Genomic DNA, 20682 nt, shown 5'->3' with positions numbered 1-20682 from the left:
TCACCAAACCCCAGCGGTTTCGAGTTGTGCAACGGCCTGCGCCGCCCACCCCCGGTTCGCCGCAGGGCTCGCAGGGCTGGGATGAAGCATCGTGACGACCTTGGGCGTGGGTATCGTCTGCGCGGGCCGATCGGGTCGATCACCCTTTTCTGGCAAGACGATGGCAGCTTCCTTCCCCGCGGTGCATGCGAGCGCCTGCGCCACCCGTTTTGTCGCCCATTGCCCAATCCCAACCACCCATTCGGGTTGCAACAGCGAGACCACCGCGCGCAAATAGGCGTCACACTGCGTCAATAGGGGTTCCCGCACCGCAGCGGGCAGTTTGTCCGGCGTGACGTTACGCCCATGCGCCAAGAACGCCAGCGGACAGTAGTTGAGGACGAAATGGTCGGCGAAAAACCGTTGCGGGGTGCCAAACCGCTTAGCGAACATACCCCAAAGGCGCACTCCAGAAACTTCGCGACGCGGACAGGAAAACCCACGCACCGGTTTTTTCGGATCTTGGCGGGGCGGCGCTTCCACCGGCGCAATGATGCCCAGCCAATCGCGGACGCTCGGGACGTCGCCAAACGGAATCCCAGTCTGGACCATCCCGAACGGCCCCGGATTCATGCCGACAAAGAGCACCCGTTTCCGGCCGCTGCCATAGCGACGCAGGTACGCTTCGTGCGGTGCCCACGCATAGGTGAGCGGCGCATAGACGTGGGTAATCGCCGGTGTGTGCGCAGCGATCGCTGCCGCCTCCGACCACGGCAGCGTCCTATTCCGAAAACAGAGCGTAAGCGCAACGAGCGGGTGATCCGCTGCGATCACGCGAAGAGTTCCGCTAAAAAGTTCTGCATCGCTTGCCACGAACGGGCATCGGCCTTCGCGTTATAGACCGTGCCGAAGTCCGGGTCGTTTGCTTCTGGATTGGTGAACGCATGCATCGTGTGGCCGTAGGCGTGGAGCTGCCAGTCGGCCCCCGCGTCGGTCATCTCTTTGGCAAAAGCAAGAACGGCGTCCGGTTTTGCCATCGGATCGTCCCAGCCGTGCAACGCAAGCACCTTCGCAGTGATTTTGTTGTCTGTGGTATTGCCAGGCGGCGTGAAGAGCCCATGGAAACTCACCACCCCTTTCACCGGCGCACCGACCCGCGCCAGATCGAGCACCGAAAGCCCACCGAAGCAAAAGCCGATCGCAGCGACTTTTTCCGGATCGACTTCGGGCTGCATCGCCAACGCATGAATCGCCGCTTGCAGCCGTTTTTGCAGCAGTGCGCGATCCTGCACCAGGGGGGTCATCAGCGCCGCATTCTCCTCGCGCGATCGCCCCAACACCCCTTTGCCATAAACGTCCATCGCAAAACCGACGTACCCCAGTTCGGCAAGACGCTTTGCCTTGTCGACTTCGAACGCACTGCGGCCTGCCCACGCGTGCGCCACCGCAACCGCCGGGCGCTTGCCTTGCACGCGATCATCCCACGCCAGGATTCCTTCGAACGTTTTGCCATCGACCACGTATTCGATAGCGCGCGTCTGAATGCCCATCTTTCCCTCCTTACCGTGTCATGAAAAACCGATAACGTGCCGAGCCCACCGCCCCTCAACCCTGCCACGCATGGGCCACAAGGAGATCGTACGGCACAGTGTCGAGAACCGATTGGTCGGTTGCTTCGAGCACAACCGGCGGCGCGACGCCCGCTTCCAGCGCTTCGATCCAGCGCCAAAGACAGACACACCAGCGATCGCCCGCTTTGAGGCCAGGAAAACGCCATTCGGGTCGCGGAGTGACCAGATCGTTACCCCGCTGCAAAGAAAATTGGAGAAACGCGTCGGTGACGCGCACACAAATGGTGTGCGCCCCGGGATCTTCGGGGTGCGCACAGCAGTGACCGTCGCGCGTAAAACCGGTCAACGGGGCAAAAGAACAGGGCGCCAACGGCTCGCCGAGCACATTGACACCTAGGATCACAGGGGGTTCGGTTTCGGGGTATTCCGCCATACGCGGAATCATACCCGATCAAGGCCGAATGTAGGCGTACCCCTCTTTTGCCTGCAAGCGCGCCACTTCCGCAACGCCACTGGGAACGATTTTCGCCTCCAGCGCCAGTTTCTCTTTGGGAATTTGGAATGCCGTCAACGTGTTGTTGCAGACGCGGAACTCCACCCCGCGGTTGGCCAGTGCGCTGATCCGCTCCGCAAACGGTTTGCCATTGTGGTCCACCGCGTCCTCCAAGATGAACTGGACGCCGGCTTTACCGTTCGCGACGACGACGATCTTTGCGGTTGGGTCGGCGTCAAGGTGGTTACGGATGTTGTTGAGCCCGCGCGCAGCCTCTTCCACTCCTTGGGTGAAATGGTAAACCGCTTTCACCGGTTCATCGGCGCGGACCGTTGGAACCCACGCGCCAAGCGCAACAGTAGCAAGCAACGTACGCACAAAGGCTCTTTTGTTCATGGGGTCTCTCCTTCGGGATCGATTCAACGTGTGAAAATCGCTTCAGTTTTCACCCCAATAGTGCCACCACTGACGAGATCGATCACTGCCATCGCTATCGCATCAGGGTTTTCCAATGGTAGCATAAGTCGATTGCAAGATAGTTTTGCGCGCAGATCCGGTGTAGTGGCCACAGCGAAAACCCAAGCGTCTTCTGACCAAAGCGGAGGGCCAAAGGTCTCACCTCGCCAGACTTCTACTTTCGGAATCGCCGCACGTTTATAGCCTTCGACAAGTACGAGATCGCATGGTTGCAGAGCAGCCAACAACTCGGACAACATCGGCTCTCCGGCCTGATTTTCATGGATCACCGCCCAGCGCCGAGGTGATGCAACCACGACCTGACGCGCGCCAGCATGGCGATGGCGCCAGGAATCCTTTCCGGGATGATCGATATCGCTCATGTGATGGGCGTGTTTCACGACGGCGATGTTCCACCCTTTTGCTGTCAGCGCAGCAACCACCTGAGTGACCAATGTCGTTTTTCCGCTACCCGACCATCCCGCAAAGCCGATCACGGGCGCCCCGTTTGGCGCACGCACCAAGGGAACAATGTGGTGACTGCCGGCAGGTTTTTTCTCCGACGCAAAAACCCCAGCGGCAGTCATCCACTCGGTTGCTCTCATTGCCGCCGTCCCGTGATCTCTTGATACCAGACCGCGTGGTGTTGTTTTGCCCACGCTTCGTCCACGTAGCCGGTCTTCATCCCGTCAAGCGACCCTTCCGAACCGATCGTTCCAATATAGATATGGCCAAACGCCATCGCGATCATGAGGAGCGCGGCCGAGGCATGGAGGATATGCGCAAGCTGCATGTCCTGGCGGGTCTGACCAAAGAGCGGGAAATCGAGAATCAGTCCAGTCACCGTGACCGTCAACCCCAGCACGGTCACACCCACCCAGAACCAAAACTTCTCGCCGAAATTGAAGCGTCCAGAGGGAATTTCCTCCCCGGAAAGTAAACCACCGAACTTTTTCGCCCAAAGCCAATCTTGGTCGGTCAAGAGGTTGTCTTTCGCCCACCGCAAGATCATCAACACCAAAAAGAACCCAAAGACAGGGCCCGTATAGTTATGGACATTCTTGGCTACCCACAATAGCGCAGCATTAACCGAAGTACCGAAGACCGGTTCGATGAGATGCTTACCAAAGAGAAGGCCCAATCCGGTTAGTGCGAGAAGCACAAAGCTGAGTGCCACGATCCAATGAACCAAGCGCTCGTAGAACGTGAAGCGAAGCAACTTCCTTCCCGTTGCAGGTTCATGGAGCTTGATCGTCCCCTTTACCAAATAAAAAAGGGTGATCGCCACCATCACCGCCAGGATTAACCATCCGCCCCACACGGTGATCGGGCCATTACGGATTTGCCGCCATGTGTTCCCCTCGGATTGGATGAGGACGTTCGCTTCCGGCGTCTGAATCGAGGTCACCCCGGGCGCATAAAGAGTACGCCGAACGCCATCAAAAAAGGCCGCGTTATTGTGCCCTTGAGGCACAACCATTGCAGCGGGAGCATTCGGATCGATCCGTCCGCCCCGCGTCTCACCGACTTCGGCGCCCTGCGCGGAAACGGTGAAAAAAAGCAGGCAGAACACCAGAATTCCCGCCTCTTTCCACCCAATTAGCCAACGTTCACCAAACCCCTTCATGACACGTTCTCCTCTTACTGAACGCGGACATATTCGCTCTGTTTCTTCGTCCGCGTATTCACCGCTTCGAGCCAAGCCTGACGATCGCCGGCGAAAGGCGCCGAGACGTACGAAGGAGGATCGTAGGCCGCCGTGCTTTTCCCAGGGGTGTAATCTTGTGGTTTTTCCGTACAGGCCGTCAAAAACAGCCCCGCGATCACCAATAAGCCTGTGCCCCAATGTCTCAACATGGCCTCCCCTCCTCTCAACGCTTGTTCGGAGTTGCCGATTGCCCAGACTCATTGCCATAAGCAACCCGCCAGCCCCACAGTTCGACACCATAACCGCGGCGCAACACCCGCTCCCGCATAATGTCGGAGAGCACTTCGGCATCCCCCGCGATCAATGCTTTGGTCGAACACATTTCCGCGCAAAGCGGCAATTTACCTTCCGCCAGTCGGTTGCGACCATACTTTTTCAGCTCCTCCTCGGAACCGTTCTCGCCAGGGCCACCTGCACAGAACGTGCATTTATCCATCTTGCCGCGTGCGGCAAAAGCGGTAGCGCCATTGGGGAATTGCGGCGCACCGAAGGGACAGGCGTAGAAGCAGTAGCCGCACCCGATGCATTTGTCTTTGTCATGCAATACCAACCCTTCTTCGGTCCGGTAAAAGCAGTTGGTGGGGCAGACCGCCATGCAGGGGGCATCCGAACAGTGCATGCACGCCACCGAGATCGACTTCTCACCCGGTTGTCCTTCGTTGAGGGTAACGACGCGCCGGCGTTGAATCCCCCACGGCACCTCATGTTCGTTTTTGCAAGCCGTAACGCAACCATTGCAGTTGATGCACCGTTCGGCATCGCAGACGAATTTCATTCGCGCCATCGTTAAGCTCCTTCGTTATGCCTTTTTGAGGCGGCAAAGCGTCGTTTTCGTTTCCTGCATCATCGTCACGACGTCATAGCCATAAGTCGTTGCAGTATTGACCGCTTCGCCGCGAACGATTGGATGCGCTCCTTCCGGGTAGAACGGCAACATGTCCTGACCCATCCAATGGCCAGAGAAGTGGAACGGCAGAAAGACCGTGCCAGGAGGAACGCGATGGGTAATCCGCGCTTTGACTTTGATCCGAGCACCCGTCGGGGTTTCTATCCAAACCCATTCACCATGCCGGACGTTGGCATTGTTGGCGTCGCGCGGGTTCACCTCGACATACATCTCCTGCTGCAATTCTGCAAGCCACGGGTTGGAACGGGTCTCCTCCCCACCCCCTTCGTACTCGACCATCCGCCCCGAGGTCATGATGATCGGGTACTCTGTGCTGATCTCCTTCACCTGCTGTTGCAAGGTCTTGAAGAGCGTTGGCAAACGCCAGAATTTCTTGTCCTCATGGGTCGGATATTGGTCGACCAGATCGGGGCGCGGCGAATAGATCGGCTCGCGATGTTTGGGCACCGGATCGGGGAAGTTCCAGACCACGGCACGTGCCCGGGCATTGCCATAAGGCAAGCAACCATGATTCTTCATCACCACCCGAATGATCCCGCCGGAGAGATCGGTTTTCCAGTTCTTGCCTTCAGCCGCTTGCTTCTCCGCCTCGGTCAATTCGTCCCACCAACCCAACTGTTTGAGCAATTTGTCGTCAAATTCAGGATGCCCACCTTTGATATCTGCTCCCTTGGGATACGATCCCTCTGCAGCGAGCAGAGAAACGCCATTTCGCTCGACACCGAAGTTGGCCCGGAAACAGCCGCCCCCCTCCATCACCGGCTTCGACGTATCATAAAGGTTTGGGGTACCGGGATGTTTCATTTCCGGCGTCCCCCAGCACGGCCAGGGGAGGCCAAAGTATTCGCCGTCACAGGGACCACCGTTGGCACGGAGCGTCTTGACGTCGAAGGTGTGCATGTACTTCATGTGCCGCTTGATCCGTTCTGGCGAGATACCCGAATAGCCGATCGTCCAGGTACCGCGGTTGATCTCGCGCAGAATATCCTCGACGTCTGGCTCTTCCCACCCGCGGGCGTTTTTGGTCACCTTGATGTTTTTGCACAGCTCGTTCGCAAAGCCAAACTTTTTCGCGAACGCGTACATGATCACGTGGTCAGGCTGTGATTCGAAGAGCGGTTCGATCACCTTTTCCCGCCACTGCACGGAACGGTTCGACGCGGTGCAGGAGCCTTCGGTCTCGAATTGAGTCGCTGCCGGCAGGAGATAAACGCCGTCTTTGCGTACCATCGCTGCCATCGCTGCGGTAGCCGAAGGATAGGGGTCGATCACGACCAGCGTGTCGAGCCGTTTCATCGCTTCGACCATCTCTTTGCCGCGCGACTGACTGTTGGGCGCGTGCCCCCAAAAGACGACCGCTTTGAGATTGGTTGGCTGATCCATCTTGGCCGGATCTTCCATGACCCCGTCGATCCAGCGCGAGACGGTAATTCCCGGACGTTCCATCAACTCCTTGGAAGCAAAACGGGCTTTCATCCACTCGTAGTCGACACCCCAAACGCGACACCAATGCTTCCAAGACCCTTCCGCGATCCCGTAGTAACCCGGCAGTGAATCAGCGTTGGGCCCGATGTCGGTTGCTCCCTGGACGTTGTCATGGCCACGGAAGATGTTGGTGCCGCCGCCTGAAACACCGACATTACCCAGTGCAAGCTGGAGGATGCACATCGCACGCGTGATCGCATTGCCGATCGTATGCTGCGTTTGGCCCATGCACCAAACGACGGTGGAGGGACGATTCTCCGCCATGATTTTTGCGATCATATGGACTTGGTCGTCGGAAACTCCGGTGACCTCTTCGACACGCTCAGGGGTCCAATATTCGACCTCCTTGAGCACTTCGTCCATTCCATAGACACGTTCGGCAATGTATTTTTTGTCTTCCCAGCCGTTGGCGAAGATATGACGCAGAACCCCATAAATCAGAGGGATATCACTGCCTGATCGGATGCGGACAAAGTAATCGGCTTTGGCGGCGGTACGGGTAAAGCGCGGATCGACGACGATTATCTTCGCGCCGTTTTCTTTCGCATGGAGCACGTGCAACAACGAGACCGGGTGCGCTTCTGCGGCATTGGAACCGATGAAGAGGATCGCCTTGGAGAAGTGCATGTCGTTGTAGGAATTGGTCATCGCCCCGTAGCCCCAGGTATTCGCAACCCCCGCTACCGTGGTCGAATGGCAGATACGCGCCTGATGGTCACAGTTGTTGGTGCCCCACATCGAAACGAATTTGCGCAAAAGATATGCTTGTTCGTTACTGTGTTTCGACGATCCGACCCAATAGACACTGTCGGGACCAAACTGCTCACGCAGTTTCAAAAGGCGGGCGCTGACCTCGTCGAGCGCTTCTTGCCAACTGATCCGCTTCCATTTACCGTCGACGAGCTTCATCGGATATTTCAAGCGATGCTCGCCGTGACCGTGCTCACGTACGCTTGCCCCTTTGGCGCAATGCGATCCCAGGTTGATCGGCGAATCGAAGACTGGTTCCTGACGGATCCAGACACCATTTTTCACCACCGCATCGATCGCACACCCCACCGAACAGTGCGTACAAACGGTGCGTCGTACCACTTCACCGCTTGCTGGGTTGACCGTTTGAGCCGTCTGCGCTTCCGCTGGCGCAACCCACCGACCAGAACCTGTGCCGAGAAAGGTCGCTCCAGCTGCCGAAGCCAATCCCGCTCGTTTCAAAAACTCCCGCCGCGACAGCATCGGCGCGGAAAGGCTGCGCGCAGACCCAACCGTGGAATTGCTTACCCTTTTCTTGGTCAACATCTTATTTCTCCTTGTTCACTCTCGCTTTGGGCCAGATCCCGCCTCATCAAATACGTGCGGTACGAAAATATTTTTTCTGATGCCCCGAAAGCGTCTGTTTGCGCGCAGTAGGAGGCAACGCTTCGTTGCTCATTGGTACCGCTTCTGCGGATACAGCTGCGACCAACGTTCCACCGCCAATCGCCGACGCACCGAGTGCTCGGAAAAAGCGGCGACGATCCACATTGATCGATGTGTGCATTTCGCTGTTGGTTTTCATGGTGTCCATGGGCAACTCCTTTTCTTTCTCACACTTCCACTTCCCAGTAAAAAGCTTCCAACGTCAAAAAGGCATCGAGCAGCTCTGCCAGCGCACGGTACCCACCAGCATTGGGAGCTTCGGCAAGGGCAGTAGCAAATCGCCCTGCCCATGACCAGACGAAGCGAACGAAAAAGTCACGTTGTGCCGTTTCGTCCCGCAGCGCGATCAAATGGGTCATCACTTCGAGCACCGCCGCGATGTGATCCTCGGGCTCACTGATCTCCGCACGCCGGTGCAACCCTTTTTCAGCCCACCAGGAGCGGAGTTCGGCCAGCGGCTCTTCCATCATGAATCCCGTCAGATAAAACGAACCGTACGGGATCACCTCGGGGCGAGAGACGCCATAGAAAAGCCGTTCGTACTCCTCTGCCCAGACTGCTGGCGGCTGAGTCTCCAAAGCCTGCGCGAACTGCCGCCAAGCCGTCACGAGGCGCGTCGTTTCGTCACCACTCCCCCCATAATGAGCTGCCAACCGTTTCGCCGCTTCCATCAACTCGGCGCTGGGTGGTTCAGCCAGCAACGCGCTGAACATCGCATAGTGTTCGACCCGCGCCTGCACCACTGTATCGTCGACGAAAGCGTCCGTTACCGTCATCTCAAAGCTCCCAAATGCGAACGGGGTCGGTTTCACGGAACTGTGCCTTGACACGGCAATCGGCACAGAGCCGCAAGAGAAGCTGACGATCCGGTTGGCCGAAAAGGGGATGCGATTGGAGCGTGGCCACCATTTTGTCGAGCACCGAGCGAGGTCCAAGAACAGCGCCACACTCTGCGCAATAGGCTGGCTCCGACTGCCGCAGGATCACAGCTTGGTTCGCTTCCTGTGAGGGATTCCAACGCGGAGTGAGTTCGATTGCTTGCTCCGGACACGTGTTGGCGCACAGCCCGCATTGCACACAACGCGCCTCCGTGAATTGAAGCTTCGGAATACCCCCCCCCGCCTGCAACGCTTGGGTGGGACAAACCCCGGTACAGGCGAAACAAAGCGTACACCGATCCGTAACTGCCACAGCGCCCCACGAAGAGCCAGACGGTAACAAAACTGGCGCATCGACCTGACGCTCGGCTGCAAGCTTGGCGAGTGCGTCGCGAATCAGGCGCATCGAATCGTTTTTTTCCGTTTGCAAGCGAAAACGGAACCGCCCCGGCGATACATACGGTGAAAGGGGTGCTGAAAAGCGCTTCGTGAGCGCTTCCGGTGTGGTTTCGCAAACGATCGATACACGCTCCGCTGCATACGGATCACCGAGCGCCTCGAATACTGTTTGGACAATCGCGGCGGCACGTAACAAGGCCGGTTTTTCCATCTCGGCAGCGCTGACCAGCACTATCTGCGCAACACCGCGCAACAGGGCATAGAGCAACCACTCTTCGTTGAAGATCGTGGTTCGCCAAATCGGCAGAGGCAAAAAGTGGTCGGGTAATTCTCCCCCTTCGGCCTCCCATTGCGCCAAAGCGCCACGCCACCGTTCGTCGTAACAAAGGAGTGTGCACGGAGTCTCATCGGACCACGCGTCGAGCGCTGCTGAAAGCGCGGTCGACCAATCGGCTGGGCGCGGGTACTGAAAACGCACGGCACCTGTTGGACAAACCCCGACACAATCCCCGCACCCTTGGCACCAGTAAGGATCAATGGCGACATGATCCCCTGAAGGCCGGATCGCTTGCGTATCACAGACCTCGAGGCAACGAGAACACCCCCCGATCCGATTCCGTTCATGAGCACAAAGCGCAGAGGAGAAGCGCACGTAACGGGGTTTTTCCCACTCCCCTATGAGCTGCACAAGTGCAAGCACTGCAAGGGCCTGATCAAGCGGATCGCTGCCTGGAGCGAAGTAACCCACAGGCAATTCGAAACCAGACCAGTGAGGCGTTGCCTGCAGATCGAGAATCAAGTCACAGGCAATCTCACCTTGTTCATCACCGCATTCCCACAGAACGCGGTAGGCGCCTGCATGCCCTTCGATCGCCGCGCGATCTACAGGAAGCACCAACGCGTCCGGGTGGGCAGCACGCAACGCGGCGAGACGGTGATGATGTGCAGTTGCCAGAACAATGACGGCACACGCTTGCTGGACACGCTCACCCCAACCAAAAGCAACATCAGGATCCCCAATGATCGCCAGTCGATTGCCGACCGTAAATTCGAGCGCAGGAACCGGCGCAAAGGATGGAAGCGCCGCAATCGCGGCTAAGGCGCGTTCACGAGGCGAATTGCTCATCCTCATCCCCTCCCCCTTTTCTAACCACAAAAATAGTGACTATCTGAACGCGTATGGGAGGGAAAAGCAACTGACGCGGTGCACAAGGGTGGTCTCTCCGTCGTGAACGATCGTTATCGTTTGCTGAGCACTATAAACAAAGGAAGATTGAACTGCAATTTTGAAATTCTGAATCAATCAGTTTTTGTGTTCACAAAATTATAAGAAGGCACAAACTGGACGCTTTTTTCTTCAATTTCAATGGATTGCGATGGAAACTCCGCCTGCGCTACATCGCCAGTTAGTTTTTGCGCCTCCGCCTCAACCGGGGCCTGCGCCACTACTTCTTCGTCTGGTGAAGCAGCGCGCGTATCTCCCAAATCCTGGCTCTGCTGTTCTTCGCGATACAAACAAGAAGTGACGTTTTGCCATTGGACGAGTGCTTTGGCCTCGTCCTCGCTCAGCAGCGGGTCTTTCGTGACATCGATGAAATCGCTGTCGAGTTCGTCCGGTTGGCCAAATGCCCCCGTTGCCCAAAGGCGTTGCAATGCTTCCTGGCGAACCTCTTCAGGAGCATCAGACGCCAAGAACGGCGTCAGATCACCGTCAGGCGGTACCGCAGCAAGCGCTGCACGCCAGCGGGTAACCGCTTCACTTTCTTGCGCCGCTCGTTTGCGTTTTGCCCAACCTCGCCAATCGATCATTCGTCGCCCCCCATCTCCTCGTCCGTCGACCGCTTGAGTATTCCCAGCGGGTCGTTGCGCCGCACCCTACGTTTGCGTTCAGGTCGATAGTGCGCCAAGGCGAACACCCGCAGCGGATCCCACAACGGCGAAGGCAATGGACACGATTCCACCCATTCACCACCGTCCATCCAACGCGCGGCTTCGTTTTGACTGACTGTCACATGCCGCGGCGTCGGCCACGCCTCGCCTTCGTCGCACCGCAACAAGACGAAGAGCATGGGGTGCGGCGCCGTTACGTTGAGGTAGATCCCTTCTGCTTCCGCTGGAAAGATTCGAAGTGGCAACGGCCCCATCGCAAAACATTTGCGCATGGCATCGTCTTGGAGCACCGCAATGGTTCGCCCCCCTACTTCGGAGCGTGACGACCATGAAAGACCCTCTGGCATGGCAACGTGAAACGCGGTCACCTGCCAATTGCCGTCACTCCACGGCGTCTGACTGGGAACCCATTCGAGCACTACGTAACCCGATAATTCGACCTCTTCCATATTGCTCATCGTAATCTGAGGCACGTTAGAATGCAAGACCATCGATTGCGCAAGGAGCCAACGATGCAAAACCCAAAACCACTTCTGAGCAACGCTCAGATCCCCCTCACCCAAACGATCTCCGCATGGGACGAAACGGGTACGCAACGGGAAATCGCGATCGCTGCCGAACGTCCCTTGACCGTGTACGTCAACAAACGAGAGATCGTCACCTTGATGACGCTTGGAGCTGCTCCGGAGGCATTGGTGATCGGTTACTTGCGCAATCAACGGTTGGTCAGTTCGCTTTCGGCGATCGCGTCGGTCCAGGTCGATTGGGAAGTCGAATCAGCAGCAGTGTGGCTTCATGAGCTTGCCGCGCTCGATTCTGACCGCCTAATGCAACGAACCGTGACAACGGGCTGTGGTCAGGGAACGGTTTTCGGTTCGATCATGGAAGCGGTCGAGGCTGCGTCGTTACCCACCACTGCCTCTATTCACCACGAAGCGATTGGCGCGCTTTTGGAAGCAGTTCGTCTGCGTCCAACGCTCTACAAAACCGCAGGCGCAATCCACGGTTGTGCCCTCGTTGCCGTGAACGAGACAGCGGTAGCGATTCGGTATTACGTGGAAGATGTCGGCCGTCACAATGCCGTCGACACGATTGCCGGTTGGATGTGGCTCGACGACATTTCAGCGGCAGGTCACGTCTTCTATACCACCGGCCGGTTAACCTCTGAGATGGTGCTCAAAGCAGCGCTGATGGGCATCCCGATCGTCGTCTCACGATCCGGGATATCGGCAATGGGATACAACGTTGCTCAACGTCTGGGTATGACGCTGATTGGACGTGCCACAGGCCAACATTACCTGATCTATACCCACCCCGAACGGGTGGTGCGTTGACCTGCCTGGACAAACCGTCATCCCACTTACCGAGAATATGCTACCCCTCAACTCCCCTCGCGCTCGACATCGCCCAGTTTGGCTTCGAGCTGAGCCACCCGCTCATGTAGCCGCGCGGTCTCCTGCCGCAGATGGTGGAGGCTCTCACGCAGCGCCTCGAACTCTTCCCGTGTCACCAGGTCCATGCGCTCGAACATCGACGCCATCAAGAGCTTTGCGTTCTTTTCGAAATCGCGCAGCGGGCTTGTCTCTGCAAGCTCGCGCAATTTTTGTGCCACTTCGTCGAAAGCAGGGGGTTTCAGTACCATCGTTTCGTCCTCATATTTTGTTTCGATCGCCATTTACTATAGCACGCCGCCACAACAATCCCACCAGCGCCATACCCGGCAACGTCAAGACGAAACAGAGCACGAAAAAGTGGGGCCACCCCAGCGCCTCGACGAGCACGCCCGAAAAGGCATTGACGATGCTGCGCGGCGCAGCGGCAAGGGAGGTGAGGAGCGCCAGTTGCGTCGCGGCATACGCGGGGTGAGTCCGCTGCGCAACGAACGCAACGAGCGCCGTGGTACCCAATCCGGCGGCGAAATATTCGGCCGCGATCACCGCAGCAAGCGCCGCGAGCCGAAGCCCATCGCTCGGCCCGGCGCCCAGCAGTGCCAGTGCCCAATAGCCGAAAATCGTCACCGCTTGTGCCCAGCCGAACCACCACAACGCAGGGACGATCCCCAAACGCATCATCCAAATCCCACCCACCAGGCTCCCTGCGATGAGCGGCCAGAGCGCGGCGTGCTTCGCGATCAGCCCCACTTCGCTGAGCGAAAATCCCATCGCGAGGTAAAATGGCGTGGCGAGCGCGGTTGCCAACGCGTCACCCAATTTGTACGCGAAGACCACCGCAAGCGTCAGGAACGCAGCCGCATGTCCTTCACGGCGAAAAAACTCGCGAAAGGGTTCGACTACAGCGGCACGCAACGAAGCGGGCGCTGCCTCCTCGCCATGCGCCAAGGGCACCCGCCAAAGGGCCAAAACCACGCCCGGCAGCAGAAATGCCGCGGTGAACGCAAACACCGCAGGCCACGGCCAATCTTCAGCCAAAATGAGCGCCAACGAGCCCGGGACGAGTCCCGCCACGCGATACGCATTGACGTGCACCGCGTTGCCAAAACCCAGCTCGGCATCAGATAGGAGTTCCCGCCGGTAGGCGTCGAGCACGACGTCGAGTGTTGCACTTCCCCAAGCGATCGCAACGAGCAGCGTCACCACAAGCGGCAGCGAAGCCACCGGATCGACCTGACCGACGCCTGCGATCGCCGCGGCAACGCCCAGCGAAAGGACCAGTATCCACCCCCGTCGACGCCCCAATCGCGGCCAAAGCGCCCAGCGGTCGAGCACCGGTGCCCAAAGAAACTTCCACGTGTACGGCAGTTGAATCAGGGAAAGCGCACCGATCGTCGCCAAACTGACCCCCTCTTGCTGCAACCACGCGGGCACGAGCTGCAGCAGAGTATAAAGCGGCAAACCGGACGCAAAGCCGGTGAGCACACACGGCAAAAAGTGGTCTACAATGCGGCGGATGACATTTGGAGGGAGATTGACCATGAGCACTACCGTCACCGTCCGCTTCGCAGTCGACCGCGAATACACCTTCGATTTGACCGACAATGCCGTTGCGACGTTGGAACCCGATGCGGCGCGCAGCTGGCTTGCCCACCAGATGGACGCACTCGAATGCGACATGCCGAACAAGATGGGCAAGATTCTTGCCGCCGATATCGCACTGGCGCTCGCACACTGCGCTGGCGAATCGCTCTTTGCCGAAGGTGGCGAATGGGCCCAGTGCTACGCCCAAGCCGTTGCGGCGATTTTCGATCGTCCGGTGGTGTTGGTAGACGTCGAGCAAAACCGCATCGGCTAACCCCTAAGCCACCATTGTGCGCCCCACCATCGACCATACGGGGGCGCGGATCAACGGCGTGCCAGCCGCGCGATCGCCAGTGTCGCCAGAAAATTGAGGTCGGCATCCGGCGGCAGCGGCTGATGCCGGTCGTCAAACCCCATCCATTCCAAAATTTCGATGTCCAGCAGATCGCACAGGGTGGTGAAATCCGCGACCGTAAAAAAACGGATGTTCGGGGTATTGAACCACTGGTGCGGTAGGCTTTCGGAAACCGGCATCCACCCTTCCAGGATGCTTTTGCGGTGTTTCCAGAACGCGAAATTGGGAAAACTCACCACCGCTTCGCGCCCCACCCGCAGCATCTCTTGCAGGATTCCTTGCGTATTGTGCATCGCTTGCAGCGCCTGACTCATGATCACGCGGTCAAAAAAACCGTCCTCGAACCCAGCCAATCCTTGGTCGAGGTTGCTTTGGATCACATTGACCCCGCGGTCCAAACAGGCGATCACGCGATTGACGTCGTTTTCGATACCGTAGCCCACCACCCGCTTGGTTGCGCTCAAGTAAGCGAGCAGTGCTCCATCGCCACAGCCGAGGTCGAGCACCCGCTCTTCCGGTTGGACCCAGCGGGCGATCGCAGCAAGGTCGAAGCGCAACGCCGATTCCGGCTGGACCGTTTCGTTCGTGTCAGGGGTCATCACCGTACTCATCCGCTCCTCCTTCAGACCGCCACTTGGTTGAGGTACGCCCGCACCGCGGCATGGTAATGGGGATGTTCCAAAAGAAAGGAGTCGTGCCCCGCTTTGCTCTCGATTTCCAGATAACTGACCGGTTTTTCCGAATGGACGAGCGCTGAGACGATCTCGCGGCTGCGCGCGGGCGAAAAGCGCCAGTCGGTGGAAAAGGAGAGCACGAAGAAACGCGCTTGCGCGCGGGCGAACGCCTGCGCCAGATCCCCACCGTATTCGGCCGCCGGGTCGTAGTAGTCGAGCGCACGCGTCGTCAAGAGATAGGTGTTCGCGTCGAAATAGCGGGAGAATTTCTCCCCCTGGTACCGCAGATAGGATTCGATCTCGAATTCGACGTCGTACGAATAGCGAAACGCGCCATGTTTCAACGCCCGCCCGAACTTTTCCGCCATCGCATCGTCGGAGAGATAGGTGATGTGGCCGATCATCCGCGCGAGCATCAACCCGCGTTTCGGCACCACCCCGTAGCGGTAGTAGTCACCACCATGGAAATCGGGGTCGGTGAGGATCGCCTGCCGCGCCACTTCGTTGAACGCAATGTTCTGGGCCGAAAGCTTCGGTGCGGTGGCAATCGCCAATACGTGCCGAACCCGCTCGGGGTACTGCAACGCCCACGAAAGCGCCTGCATCCCACCGAGCGAGCCGCCGATCACCGCCGCGAACTCGCTGATGCCCAGACGGTCGGCAAGGCGCGCTTGCGCTTCGACCCAATCTTCCACCGTCACGAACGGAAAGCGGGAACCGTACGGCTCTCCCGTCTCCGGATCGATCGATTTGGGGCCGGTAGACCCGTAACATCCGCCGAGGTTATTCACCCCGATCACGAAAAATTTCCGGGTGTCGAGCGGTTTCCCCGGTCCAACGAAATTGTCCCACCAGCCGATGTTCTTCGGGTCGTCTTCGTAGTAACCGGCAACATGGTGCGAACCGGAAAGCGCGTGGCAAACGAGCACCGCATTCGTTTTCGCTGCGTTGAGTTCGCCGTAGGTCTCATAGACCAGTTCGTAGCGCGGCAACACGCCGCCGCTCTTTAGCCGCAGCGGTTCGTCGAAGACCATCCGTTGCGGCGACACTACCCCGACTGATCGCACTGCCATCCTTTCTCCCCAGTTGCGGCGCCGAAAGGAGCGCAAGCCTACCCAAAAGTAAAGCATTGTAAGCAAGTTTGCCGCGGTTGCAAAGGGACGTACAATCTTGGCCGGGTGTCTCCGCAAGAGTGTCCGAATGACCGCTACTGTCAAGCTTCCGCCCTATGCCACGATCCGTCGTGACGAAGATACCGTCGTGATCCTCGACCAGCGCGAACTTCCGTTCGCGGTCCGCTTCTTGACTTTGCGCACGCTCGAAGATACCGCGGACGCGATCCGGACGATGGCGGTACGCGGCGCCCCGCTGATCGGAGTCACTGCCGCGTTCGGCGTCGCGTTGGCGCTGCAACGAGACGCGCGTGATGCGGCGCTCGACGACGCGATCACAACGCTCGCCACCACCCGCCCCACCGCCGTGAATCTGCATTGGGCGCTTGCGCGCATGCGTCAGGTACTCGCGCCGCTTGTGCCCGCCGAACGCGCCCAAGCCGCGTGGGAAACCGCCGAGCGGCTGCGTAACGAAGACGCCGCGCTCTGCCACGCGATCGGCGAAACCGGGTTGCCGTGGCTGCAAGCCGCGGCGAAAAAGCGTGCCGGTGAACCGGTGCGGGTTTTGACCCACTGCAATGCCGGTTGGGTGGCAACCTGTGGAATTGGCACCGCGCTCGCCCCAGTCTATCTGGCGCACCAAGCCGGTATCGCGGTCGAAGTCTTGGCGAGCGAAACGCGACCGCGCAATCAGGGTTTGCTGACGGCGTGGGAGTTGTCGGTTGCAGGCATTCCTGCTCAGGTGGTCACCGACAATGCGGCAGCGTGGTTACTCGCGAACGGCGTGGTAGACTTGGTGATCGTCGGCGCGGATCGCATCGCCGCCAACGGTGACGTCGCCAACAAGGTCGGGACCGCGCTCAAAGCATTCGCCGCGCACACCTACGGCATTCCGTTCCTGGTTGCTGCGCCCACGAGCACGTTCGACCCCGATTGCCCCCACGGTGGCGCGATCCCGATCGAAGATCGGGGCAGCGACGAACTCACCCATGCGGTGGTACGAACCGCAAACGGCGTCACGCGGCTGCCCGCGTTGCCTGACGGTATCGGTACCGGCCCCAACCCGGCGTTCGACGTCACTCCGGCCCGCTTCGTCACCGCGATCCTCACCGAACGCGGTGCGATCGCACCGCCGCTTGCCGGGCCTTGGTGCCGGAGTCACTAGCAACCGTCACGCTTCGTCTGGCGCTTCCTCCGTCGGCGCGGCCAAAGCACCTGCGGTGCGATCGGTGCCGTGCACACAGGGGGGTTGGACGAGGTCGCGCAAAAGCACTTCGACCTCGGGTTCTTCCAGCGTCTCTTTCTCGAGGAGCGTTTGCGCCGCGGCTTCGAGCGCGTCACGGTTCGCGCGCAAGATTTCCAGGGAACAGGCAAATGCGGTCATCACGATTCGCCGCACCGCGGCGTCGATCTGCTCGCGCACCCGCTCCGAAACCGCCGCAAGAGCTTGATCGGCAGGAACGGCCCCTTCCAAGAAGCGGGGGCGCTGCGTTTCGAACGCAACGAACCCCAAATCCTCATCCATCCCGTAGCGCGTCACCATGTCGCGTGCGATCTGGGTCGCCCGCGCCAGATCGTCCGCAGCGCCGGTCGAGAGGTGACCAAAAACCAGCACTTCGGCAGCGCGTCCGCCCAGCAGCACCATGATCTTACGCTCCAGCTCTTCGCGCGTCAGGAGATACCGATCTTCCGAAGGACGCTGCAGGGTATAGCCCAGCGCACCGACGCCCCGCGGCACGATCGAAATCTTGTGCACGGGGTCGGTACCCGGCAACGCCCGCGCAACCAACGCGTGGCCGATCTCGTGGTACGCCACCACCTTACGTTCGCGCGCATCGAGCGTCCGGCTCTTGCGCTCAGCGCCTGCCACCAACCGCTCGAACGCGGCGGTGAAGTCGCTCATCGTCACCGCGTCGGCTTTGCGGCGCGTGGCCTGGATTGCCGCTTCATTGACGAGGTTCGCAAGATCGGCGCCGGCAAAACCGGTGGTCATCGCCGCGACCTTTTCGAGGTCGACATCCGGTGCCAAGCGGATTTTCTTCGCATGTACCTTCAAGATCGCCAACCGCCCCGCTTTGTCCGGACGGTCGACGACCACTTGGCGATCGAAGCGGCCCGCGCGCAGCAGTGCCGGGTCGAGAATTTCAGGCCGGTTGGTCGCGGCGAGCACGACGATCCCCGCGGAGGTGTCGAACCCGTCCATCTCCACGAGCAGCTGATTGAGCGTCTGTTCTTTTTCGTCGTGTCCGCCCATTCCAGGGAACGCGCCACGCGCCCGTCCCAGGGCGTCCAGTTCGTCGATGAAGATGATGCACGGCGCGTGCTGCCGCGCTTGCTCGAACAGGTCGCGCACCCGCGCGGCACCCACCCCGACGAACATTTCGACGAACTCCGAACCGGAGATGGAAAAGAAGGGCACCCCGGCTTCCCCTGCCACCGCTTTCGCAAGCAGCGTCTTTCCGGTGCCCGGCGGGCCAACCAAGAGCACCCCCTTGGGCATCCGCGCCCCCAACCGGGTATATTCCTGCGGATTCTTGAGAAACTCGACGACCTCTTGCAGTTCGGCTTTCGCTTCATCGACCCCGGCGACGTCGTCGAAAGTCACGCCAGTGGCTTTTTCGACATAGACCTTCGCGCGGCTCTTGCCGATGGTCATGAACCCGCCCATCCCTTGACGATCGAGGAAGCGGCGGAAGAGGAAATACCAGACGGCGAAAAAGACCAGAACCGGCACGACCCACGACAACAGATCGCGGAAAAAGGTGTTTTCCAACCGCCGGGTATAAGTCACCCCGTATTTTTCCAACCGCTCGGCAAGCTGCGGTTCGACCAGCGTCGCGACCAACGCGCGCTTGTTCCCTTCCGGCTGCTTCAAGATGCCGGTCACCGTACGCTCACCGATCACCACTTCCGCCACGCGCCCTTCGGCCAGGGCGCGCTCGAATTCGGAGTAAGGCACCGGCTCGACCTGGCTCGCTGCTTGCCATTGGCTTTGGAAAAGCAACAGCAGCGCGATCGCGATCAACCAGTAACCGACGTTGAGATTCTGTTTTTGTTGCTCGTTCATGGCACCCTCTTGAAAAGCGGGTTGTGCAACCTTTTTTCTGTAAATTTCCGTGGTGTTGGTCATGACGCCGGGGTTACGGGTTGAGGTTGAGATAGACCTTGCCGGTCATCCACTCGTCGTCGAGTTCGGCCAGCAGCGCCGAGACCAGGCGCAGGCAGGAATCCATGTTGGGGAAGATGCTGGCCACTCGGGTGCGTCGTCGCAGTTCCCGGTTGATGCGTTCCAGCCCGTTGGTGGTACGCAAACGGATACGGTGCGCAGCGGGGAAGTCGAACACCGTCAGGGATTCAGGAATCGCGGTTTCGGCCCACTCGGCCAGTTTCGGATGCTCCTTGCGCCAGGTGTCCAGGGCGGCTTTCAAAAGCCGCTCGGCTTCTGCCTTGTCCGGAGCATTGAAGATCGCGCGCAGTGTCGCGGCGACGTGCTTTTTCGCCTCCTGTCGGGTGACGAACTGGCCGGCGTTTTGCTGCAGATGGAACTGGCAACGCTGCCAGGGAACAGAAGGGAACACCGCTTTGCGGGCAGCTTTGAGGCCCGCATGATCATCCGCGATGATGAGCTTGATCCCGTGCAAACCGCGGGCAAGGAGGGATTCCAGGAAACGTCGCCAATTGATCTCGGCTTCCGACGTGGCCACCGTGCAACCGAGCACCCGCCGTTTGCCCGTCGCATCGACGCCGACGGCGATCAAGACGGCACAATCGACGATTCGCCCTTCCAGCCGCACTTTCTCGTAACGGGCATCCAGAAAGAGATAGGGCACTTCGCCCAGAGGACGCTCGCGCCAGGCCGCAAGCCCCTCGTCGAGCCTGGCGGCGGCACGGCTCACCTGGGCGGTGGAGAGCGAAATCTCCGGCCCCAGCAGGCGCTGCAGTACCTCGATCACCCGGCGGGTGGAGACCCCCTGGACGTACATCTCGGCCAGGGCCAGATGCACCGCCTGATCGGTGCGGGTGCCTTTTTCGAGGGCAGAAGGGTAGAAGTCGCCGCAACGCACCTGGGGCACCTGAAAGGTCAGCTCACCAAGGCGGGTGAGTACCGTCTTGGGTTTGTACCCGTTGGCGTAGTCACGCCGTCGCTCACTACGTTCATAGGGCGCCGCTCCAAGGAACTGGGATCGTTCGATCTTGGCGGCTTCATTGACGAGGATGCGCAGAGCCTCGCCGGCACCCTCCAGTCCGTGTTCGAGCAACACAGCATAAGCCATTTCCAAAGGATTGGTTTCGACACGCATCGCCATGATGGGCATACTCCTTTCTCGAAGTCATGGCGTCAGACCGAGCGCCGCGCGCTTCCTGCCATAGGCGCTAAACGGAA

23 protein-coding genes and 1 pseudogene are annotated in these 20682 nt (G+C 59.4%); 4 read left to right on the top strand and 20 right to left on the bottom strand.

Annotated elements, in window-relative coordinates; genetic code table 11:
* The 12 genes and pseudogenes from ACYQ4Z_RS07640 to ACYQ4Z_RS07585 form a co-directional block, all read right to left on the bottom strand.
* On the bottom strand, nucleotides 1–756 hold the full coding sequence (locus ACYQ4Z_RS07640) for a uracil-DNA glycosylase family protein (RefSeq protein ID WP_438439005.1): 756 nt from the start codon (nucleotides 754–756) through the stop codon (nucleotides 1–3).
* 53 nt (nucleotides 757–809) lie between these two features.
* Nucleotides 810–1529, bottom strand: a complete 720-nt coding sequence (locus ACYQ4Z_RS07635) for a dienelactone hydrolase family protein (protein WP_219972057.1) — start codon at nucleotides 1527–1529, stop codon at nucleotides 810–812.
* 55 nt (nucleotides 1530–1584) lie between these two features.
* Nucleotides 1585–1983 carry a DUF2237 family protein gene (locus ACYQ4Z_RS07630; RefSeq protein ID WP_219972056.1) on the bottom strand — a complete coding sequence of 133 codons (399 nt, stop codon included), beginning with the start codon at nucleotides 1981–1983 and terminating at the stop codon, nucleotides 1585–1587.
* An 18-nt stretch (nucleotides 1984–2001) separates the two neighbouring features.
* Nucleotides 2002–2439 (bottom strand): DsrE family protein, encoded by a 438-nt coding sequence (locus ACYQ4Z_RS07625; RefSeq protein ID WP_219972055.1) that lies wholly within the window; start codon nucleotides 2437–2439, stop codon nucleotides 2002–2004.
* Nucleotides 2440–2462: 23 nt separating this feature from the next.
* A complete protein-coding gene (mobB, locus tag ACYQ4Z_RS07620) occupies nucleotides 2463–3086 on the bottom strand; it encodes a molybdopterin-guanine dinucleotide biosynthesis protein B (protein ID WP_219972054.1) in 624 nt (207 codons plus the stop codon).
* Nucleotides 3087–3100: 14 nt separating this feature from the next.
* A complete protein-coding gene (locus ACYQ4Z_RS07615; protein ID WP_219972053.1) occupies nucleotides 3101–4414 on the bottom strand; it encodes a formate dehydrogenase subunit gamma in 1314 nt (437 codons plus the stop codon).
* Nucleotides 4371–4991 carry a formate dehydrogenase FDH3 subunit beta gene (fdh3B, locus tag ACYQ4Z_RS07610; RefSeq protein ID WP_219972052.1) on the bottom strand — a complete coding sequence of 207 codons (621 nt, stop codon included), beginning with the start codon at nucleotides 4989–4991 and terminating at the stop codon, nucleotides 4371–4373. The genes ACYQ4Z_RS07615 and fdh3B overlap by 44 nt, the downstream gene beginning before the upstream one ends.
* 15 nt (nucleotides 4992–5006) lie before the next feature.
* The gene (locus ACYQ4Z_RS07605) at nucleotides 5007–7895 is read right to left on the bottom strand and encodes a formate dehydrogenase subunit alpha (RefSeq protein ID WP_219972051.1); all 2889 of its coding nucleotides are present in this window, start codon (nucleotides 7893–7895) and stop codon (nucleotides 5007–5009) included.
* A gap of 46 nt (nucleotides 7896–7941) precedes the next feature.
* Nucleotides 7942–8163 carry a hypothetical protein gene (locus ACYQ4Z_RS07600; protein WP_119335781.1) on the bottom strand — a complete coding sequence of 74 codons (222 nt, stop codon included), beginning with the start codon at nucleotides 8161–8163 and terminating at the stop codon, nucleotides 7942–7944.
* A 19-nt stretch (nucleotides 8164–8182) separates the two neighbouring features.
* Nucleotides 8183–8791: a TorD/DmsD family molecular chaperone gene (locus ACYQ4Z_RS07595; RefSeq protein WP_219972049.1), complete on the bottom strand. Its 609-nt coding sequence runs from the start codon at nucleotides 8789–8791 to the stop codon at nucleotides 8183–8185.
* Nucleotide 8792: 1 nt separating this feature from the next.
* Nucleotides 8793–9770 carry a 4Fe-4S dicluster domain-containing protein gene (locus ACYQ4Z_RS07590; RefSeq protein WP_459860739.1) on the bottom strand — a complete coding sequence of 326 codons (978 nt, stop codon included), beginning with the start codon at nucleotides 9768–9770 and terminating at the stop codon, nucleotides 8793–8795.
* A 3-nt stretch (nucleotides 9771–9773) separates the two neighbouring features.
* Nucleotides 9774–9944, bottom strand: a pseudogene (locus ACYQ4Z_RS07585) (4Fe-4S dicluster domain-containing protein); the annotation flags it as partial.
* On the opposite strand from ACYQ4Z_RS07585, the gene ACYQ4Z_RS07580 reads away from it, so the two are divergent.
* Entirely contained in the window at nucleotides 9915–10391 is a 477-nt protein-coding gene (locus tag ACYQ4Z_RS07580; protein WP_459860753.1) for a hypothetical protein, read from the top strand. The pseudogene ACYQ4Z_RS07585 and the gene ACYQ4Z_RS07580 sit on opposite strands and share 30 nt — an antisense overlap.
* Before the next feature lie 200 nt (nucleotides 10392–10591).
* Here ACYQ4Z_RS07580 and ACYQ4Z_RS07575 read toward each other — a convergent pair whose 3' ends face one another.
* Together ACYQ4Z_RS07575 and ACYQ4Z_RS07570 are read right to left on the bottom strand one after the other, a co-directional pair.
* Nucleotides 10592–11101, bottom strand: coding sequence for a DUF3306 domain-containing protein (locus ACYQ4Z_RS07575; protein ID WP_219972047.1), 510 nt, complete (start codon nucleotides 11099–11101; stop codon nucleotides 10592–10594).
* Nucleotides 11098–11640 (bottom strand): DUF3305 domain-containing protein, encoded by a 543-nt coding sequence (locus ACYQ4Z_RS07570; RefSeq protein WP_170141333.1) that lies wholly within the window; start codon nucleotides 11638–11640, stop codon nucleotides 11098–11100. The genes ACYQ4Z_RS07575 and ACYQ4Z_RS07570 overlap by 4 nt, the downstream gene beginning before the upstream one ends.
* Nucleotides 11641–11694: 54 nt before the next feature.
* Between ACYQ4Z_RS07570 and ACYQ4Z_RS07565 the strand changes: the two genes are divergently transcribed.
* Nucleotides 11695–12516: a formate dehydrogenase accessory sulfurtransferase FdhD gene (locus ACYQ4Z_RS07565; RefSeq protein ID WP_119335786.1), complete on the top strand. Its 822-nt coding sequence runs from the start codon at nucleotides 11695–11697 to the stop codon at nucleotides 12514–12516.
* Nucleotides 12517–12563: 47 nt separating this feature from the next.
* Here the strand turns inward: ACYQ4Z_RS07565 and ACYQ4Z_RS07560 are convergent, their stop codons facing one another.
* Nucleotides 12564–12857, bottom strand: coding sequence for an accessory factor UbiK family protein (locus ACYQ4Z_RS07560; protein ID WP_219972045.1), 294 nt, complete (start codon nucleotides 12855–12857; stop codon nucleotides 12564–12566).
* The gene (locus ACYQ4Z_RS07555; protein ID WP_459860569.1) at nucleotides 12835–14115 is read right to left on the bottom strand and encodes an AmpG family muropeptide MFS transporter; all 1281 of its coding nucleotides are present in this window, start codon (nucleotides 14113–14115) and stop codon (nucleotides 12835–12837) included. Before ACYQ4Z_RS07555 ends, ACYQ4Z_RS07560 begins: the two co-directional genes overlap by 23 nt.
* Here ACYQ4Z_RS07555 and ACYQ4Z_RS07550 point away from each other — a divergent pair.
* Nucleotides 14114–14431 (top strand): hypothetical protein, encoded by a 318-nt coding sequence (locus ACYQ4Z_RS07550; RefSeq protein ID WP_119335788.1) that lies wholly within the window; start codon nucleotides 14114–14116, stop codon nucleotides 14429–14431. The two genes, ACYQ4Z_RS07555 and ACYQ4Z_RS07550, sit on opposite strands and share 2 nt — an antisense overlap.
* Before the next feature lie 50 nt (nucleotides 14432–14481).
* Here the strand turns inward: ACYQ4Z_RS07550 and metW are convergent, their stop codons facing one another.
* Nucleotides 14482–15123, bottom strand: coding sequence for a methionine biosynthesis protein MetW (gene metW, locus ACYQ4Z_RS07545; protein WP_459860568.1), 642 nt, complete (start codon nucleotides 15121–15123; stop codon nucleotides 14482–14484).
* An 11-nt stretch (nucleotides 15124–15134) separates the two neighbouring features.
* Nucleotides 15135–16259: a homoserine O-succinyltransferase MetX gene (metX, locus tag ACYQ4Z_RS07540; protein ID WP_217125373.1), complete on the bottom strand. Its 1125-nt coding sequence runs from the start codon at nucleotides 16257–16259 to the stop codon at nucleotides 15135–15137.
* A 127-nt stretch (nucleotides 16260–16386) separates the two neighbouring features.
* On the opposite strand from metX, the gene mtnA reads away from it, so the two are divergent.
* On the top strand, nucleotides 16387–17463 hold the full coding sequence (mtnA, locus tag ACYQ4Z_RS07535; RefSeq protein WP_285615874.1) for an S-methyl-5-thioribose-1-phosphate isomerase: 1077 nt from the start codon (nucleotides 16387–16389) through the stop codon (nucleotides 17461–17463).
* 6 nt (nucleotides 17464–17469) lie between these two features.
* On the opposite strand, the gene ftsH is transcribed toward mtnA, so the two are convergent.
* Both ftsH and ACYQ4Z_RS07525 read right to left on the bottom strand, forming a co-directional pair.
* The gene (ftsH, locus tag ACYQ4Z_RS07530) at nucleotides 17470–19365 is read right to left on the bottom strand and encodes an ATP-dependent zinc metalloprotease FtsH (protein ID WP_285615872.1); all 1896 of its coding nucleotides are present in this window, start codon (nucleotides 19363–19365) and stop codon (nucleotides 17470–17472) included.
* Nucleotides 19366–19438: 73 nt separating this feature from the next.
* Nucleotides 19439–20605, bottom strand: coding sequence for an IS256 family transposase (locus ACYQ4Z_RS07525; protein ID WP_119334379.1), 1167 nt, complete (start codon nucleotides 20603–20605; stop codon nucleotides 19439–19441).
* Nucleotides 20606–20682 lie beyond the last annotated feature (77 nt).

The sequence above is a fragment of the Hydrogenophilus hirschii genome, assembly GCF_054656675.1.
This window is presented reverse-complemented; position numbering and strand designations above follow the sequence as displayed.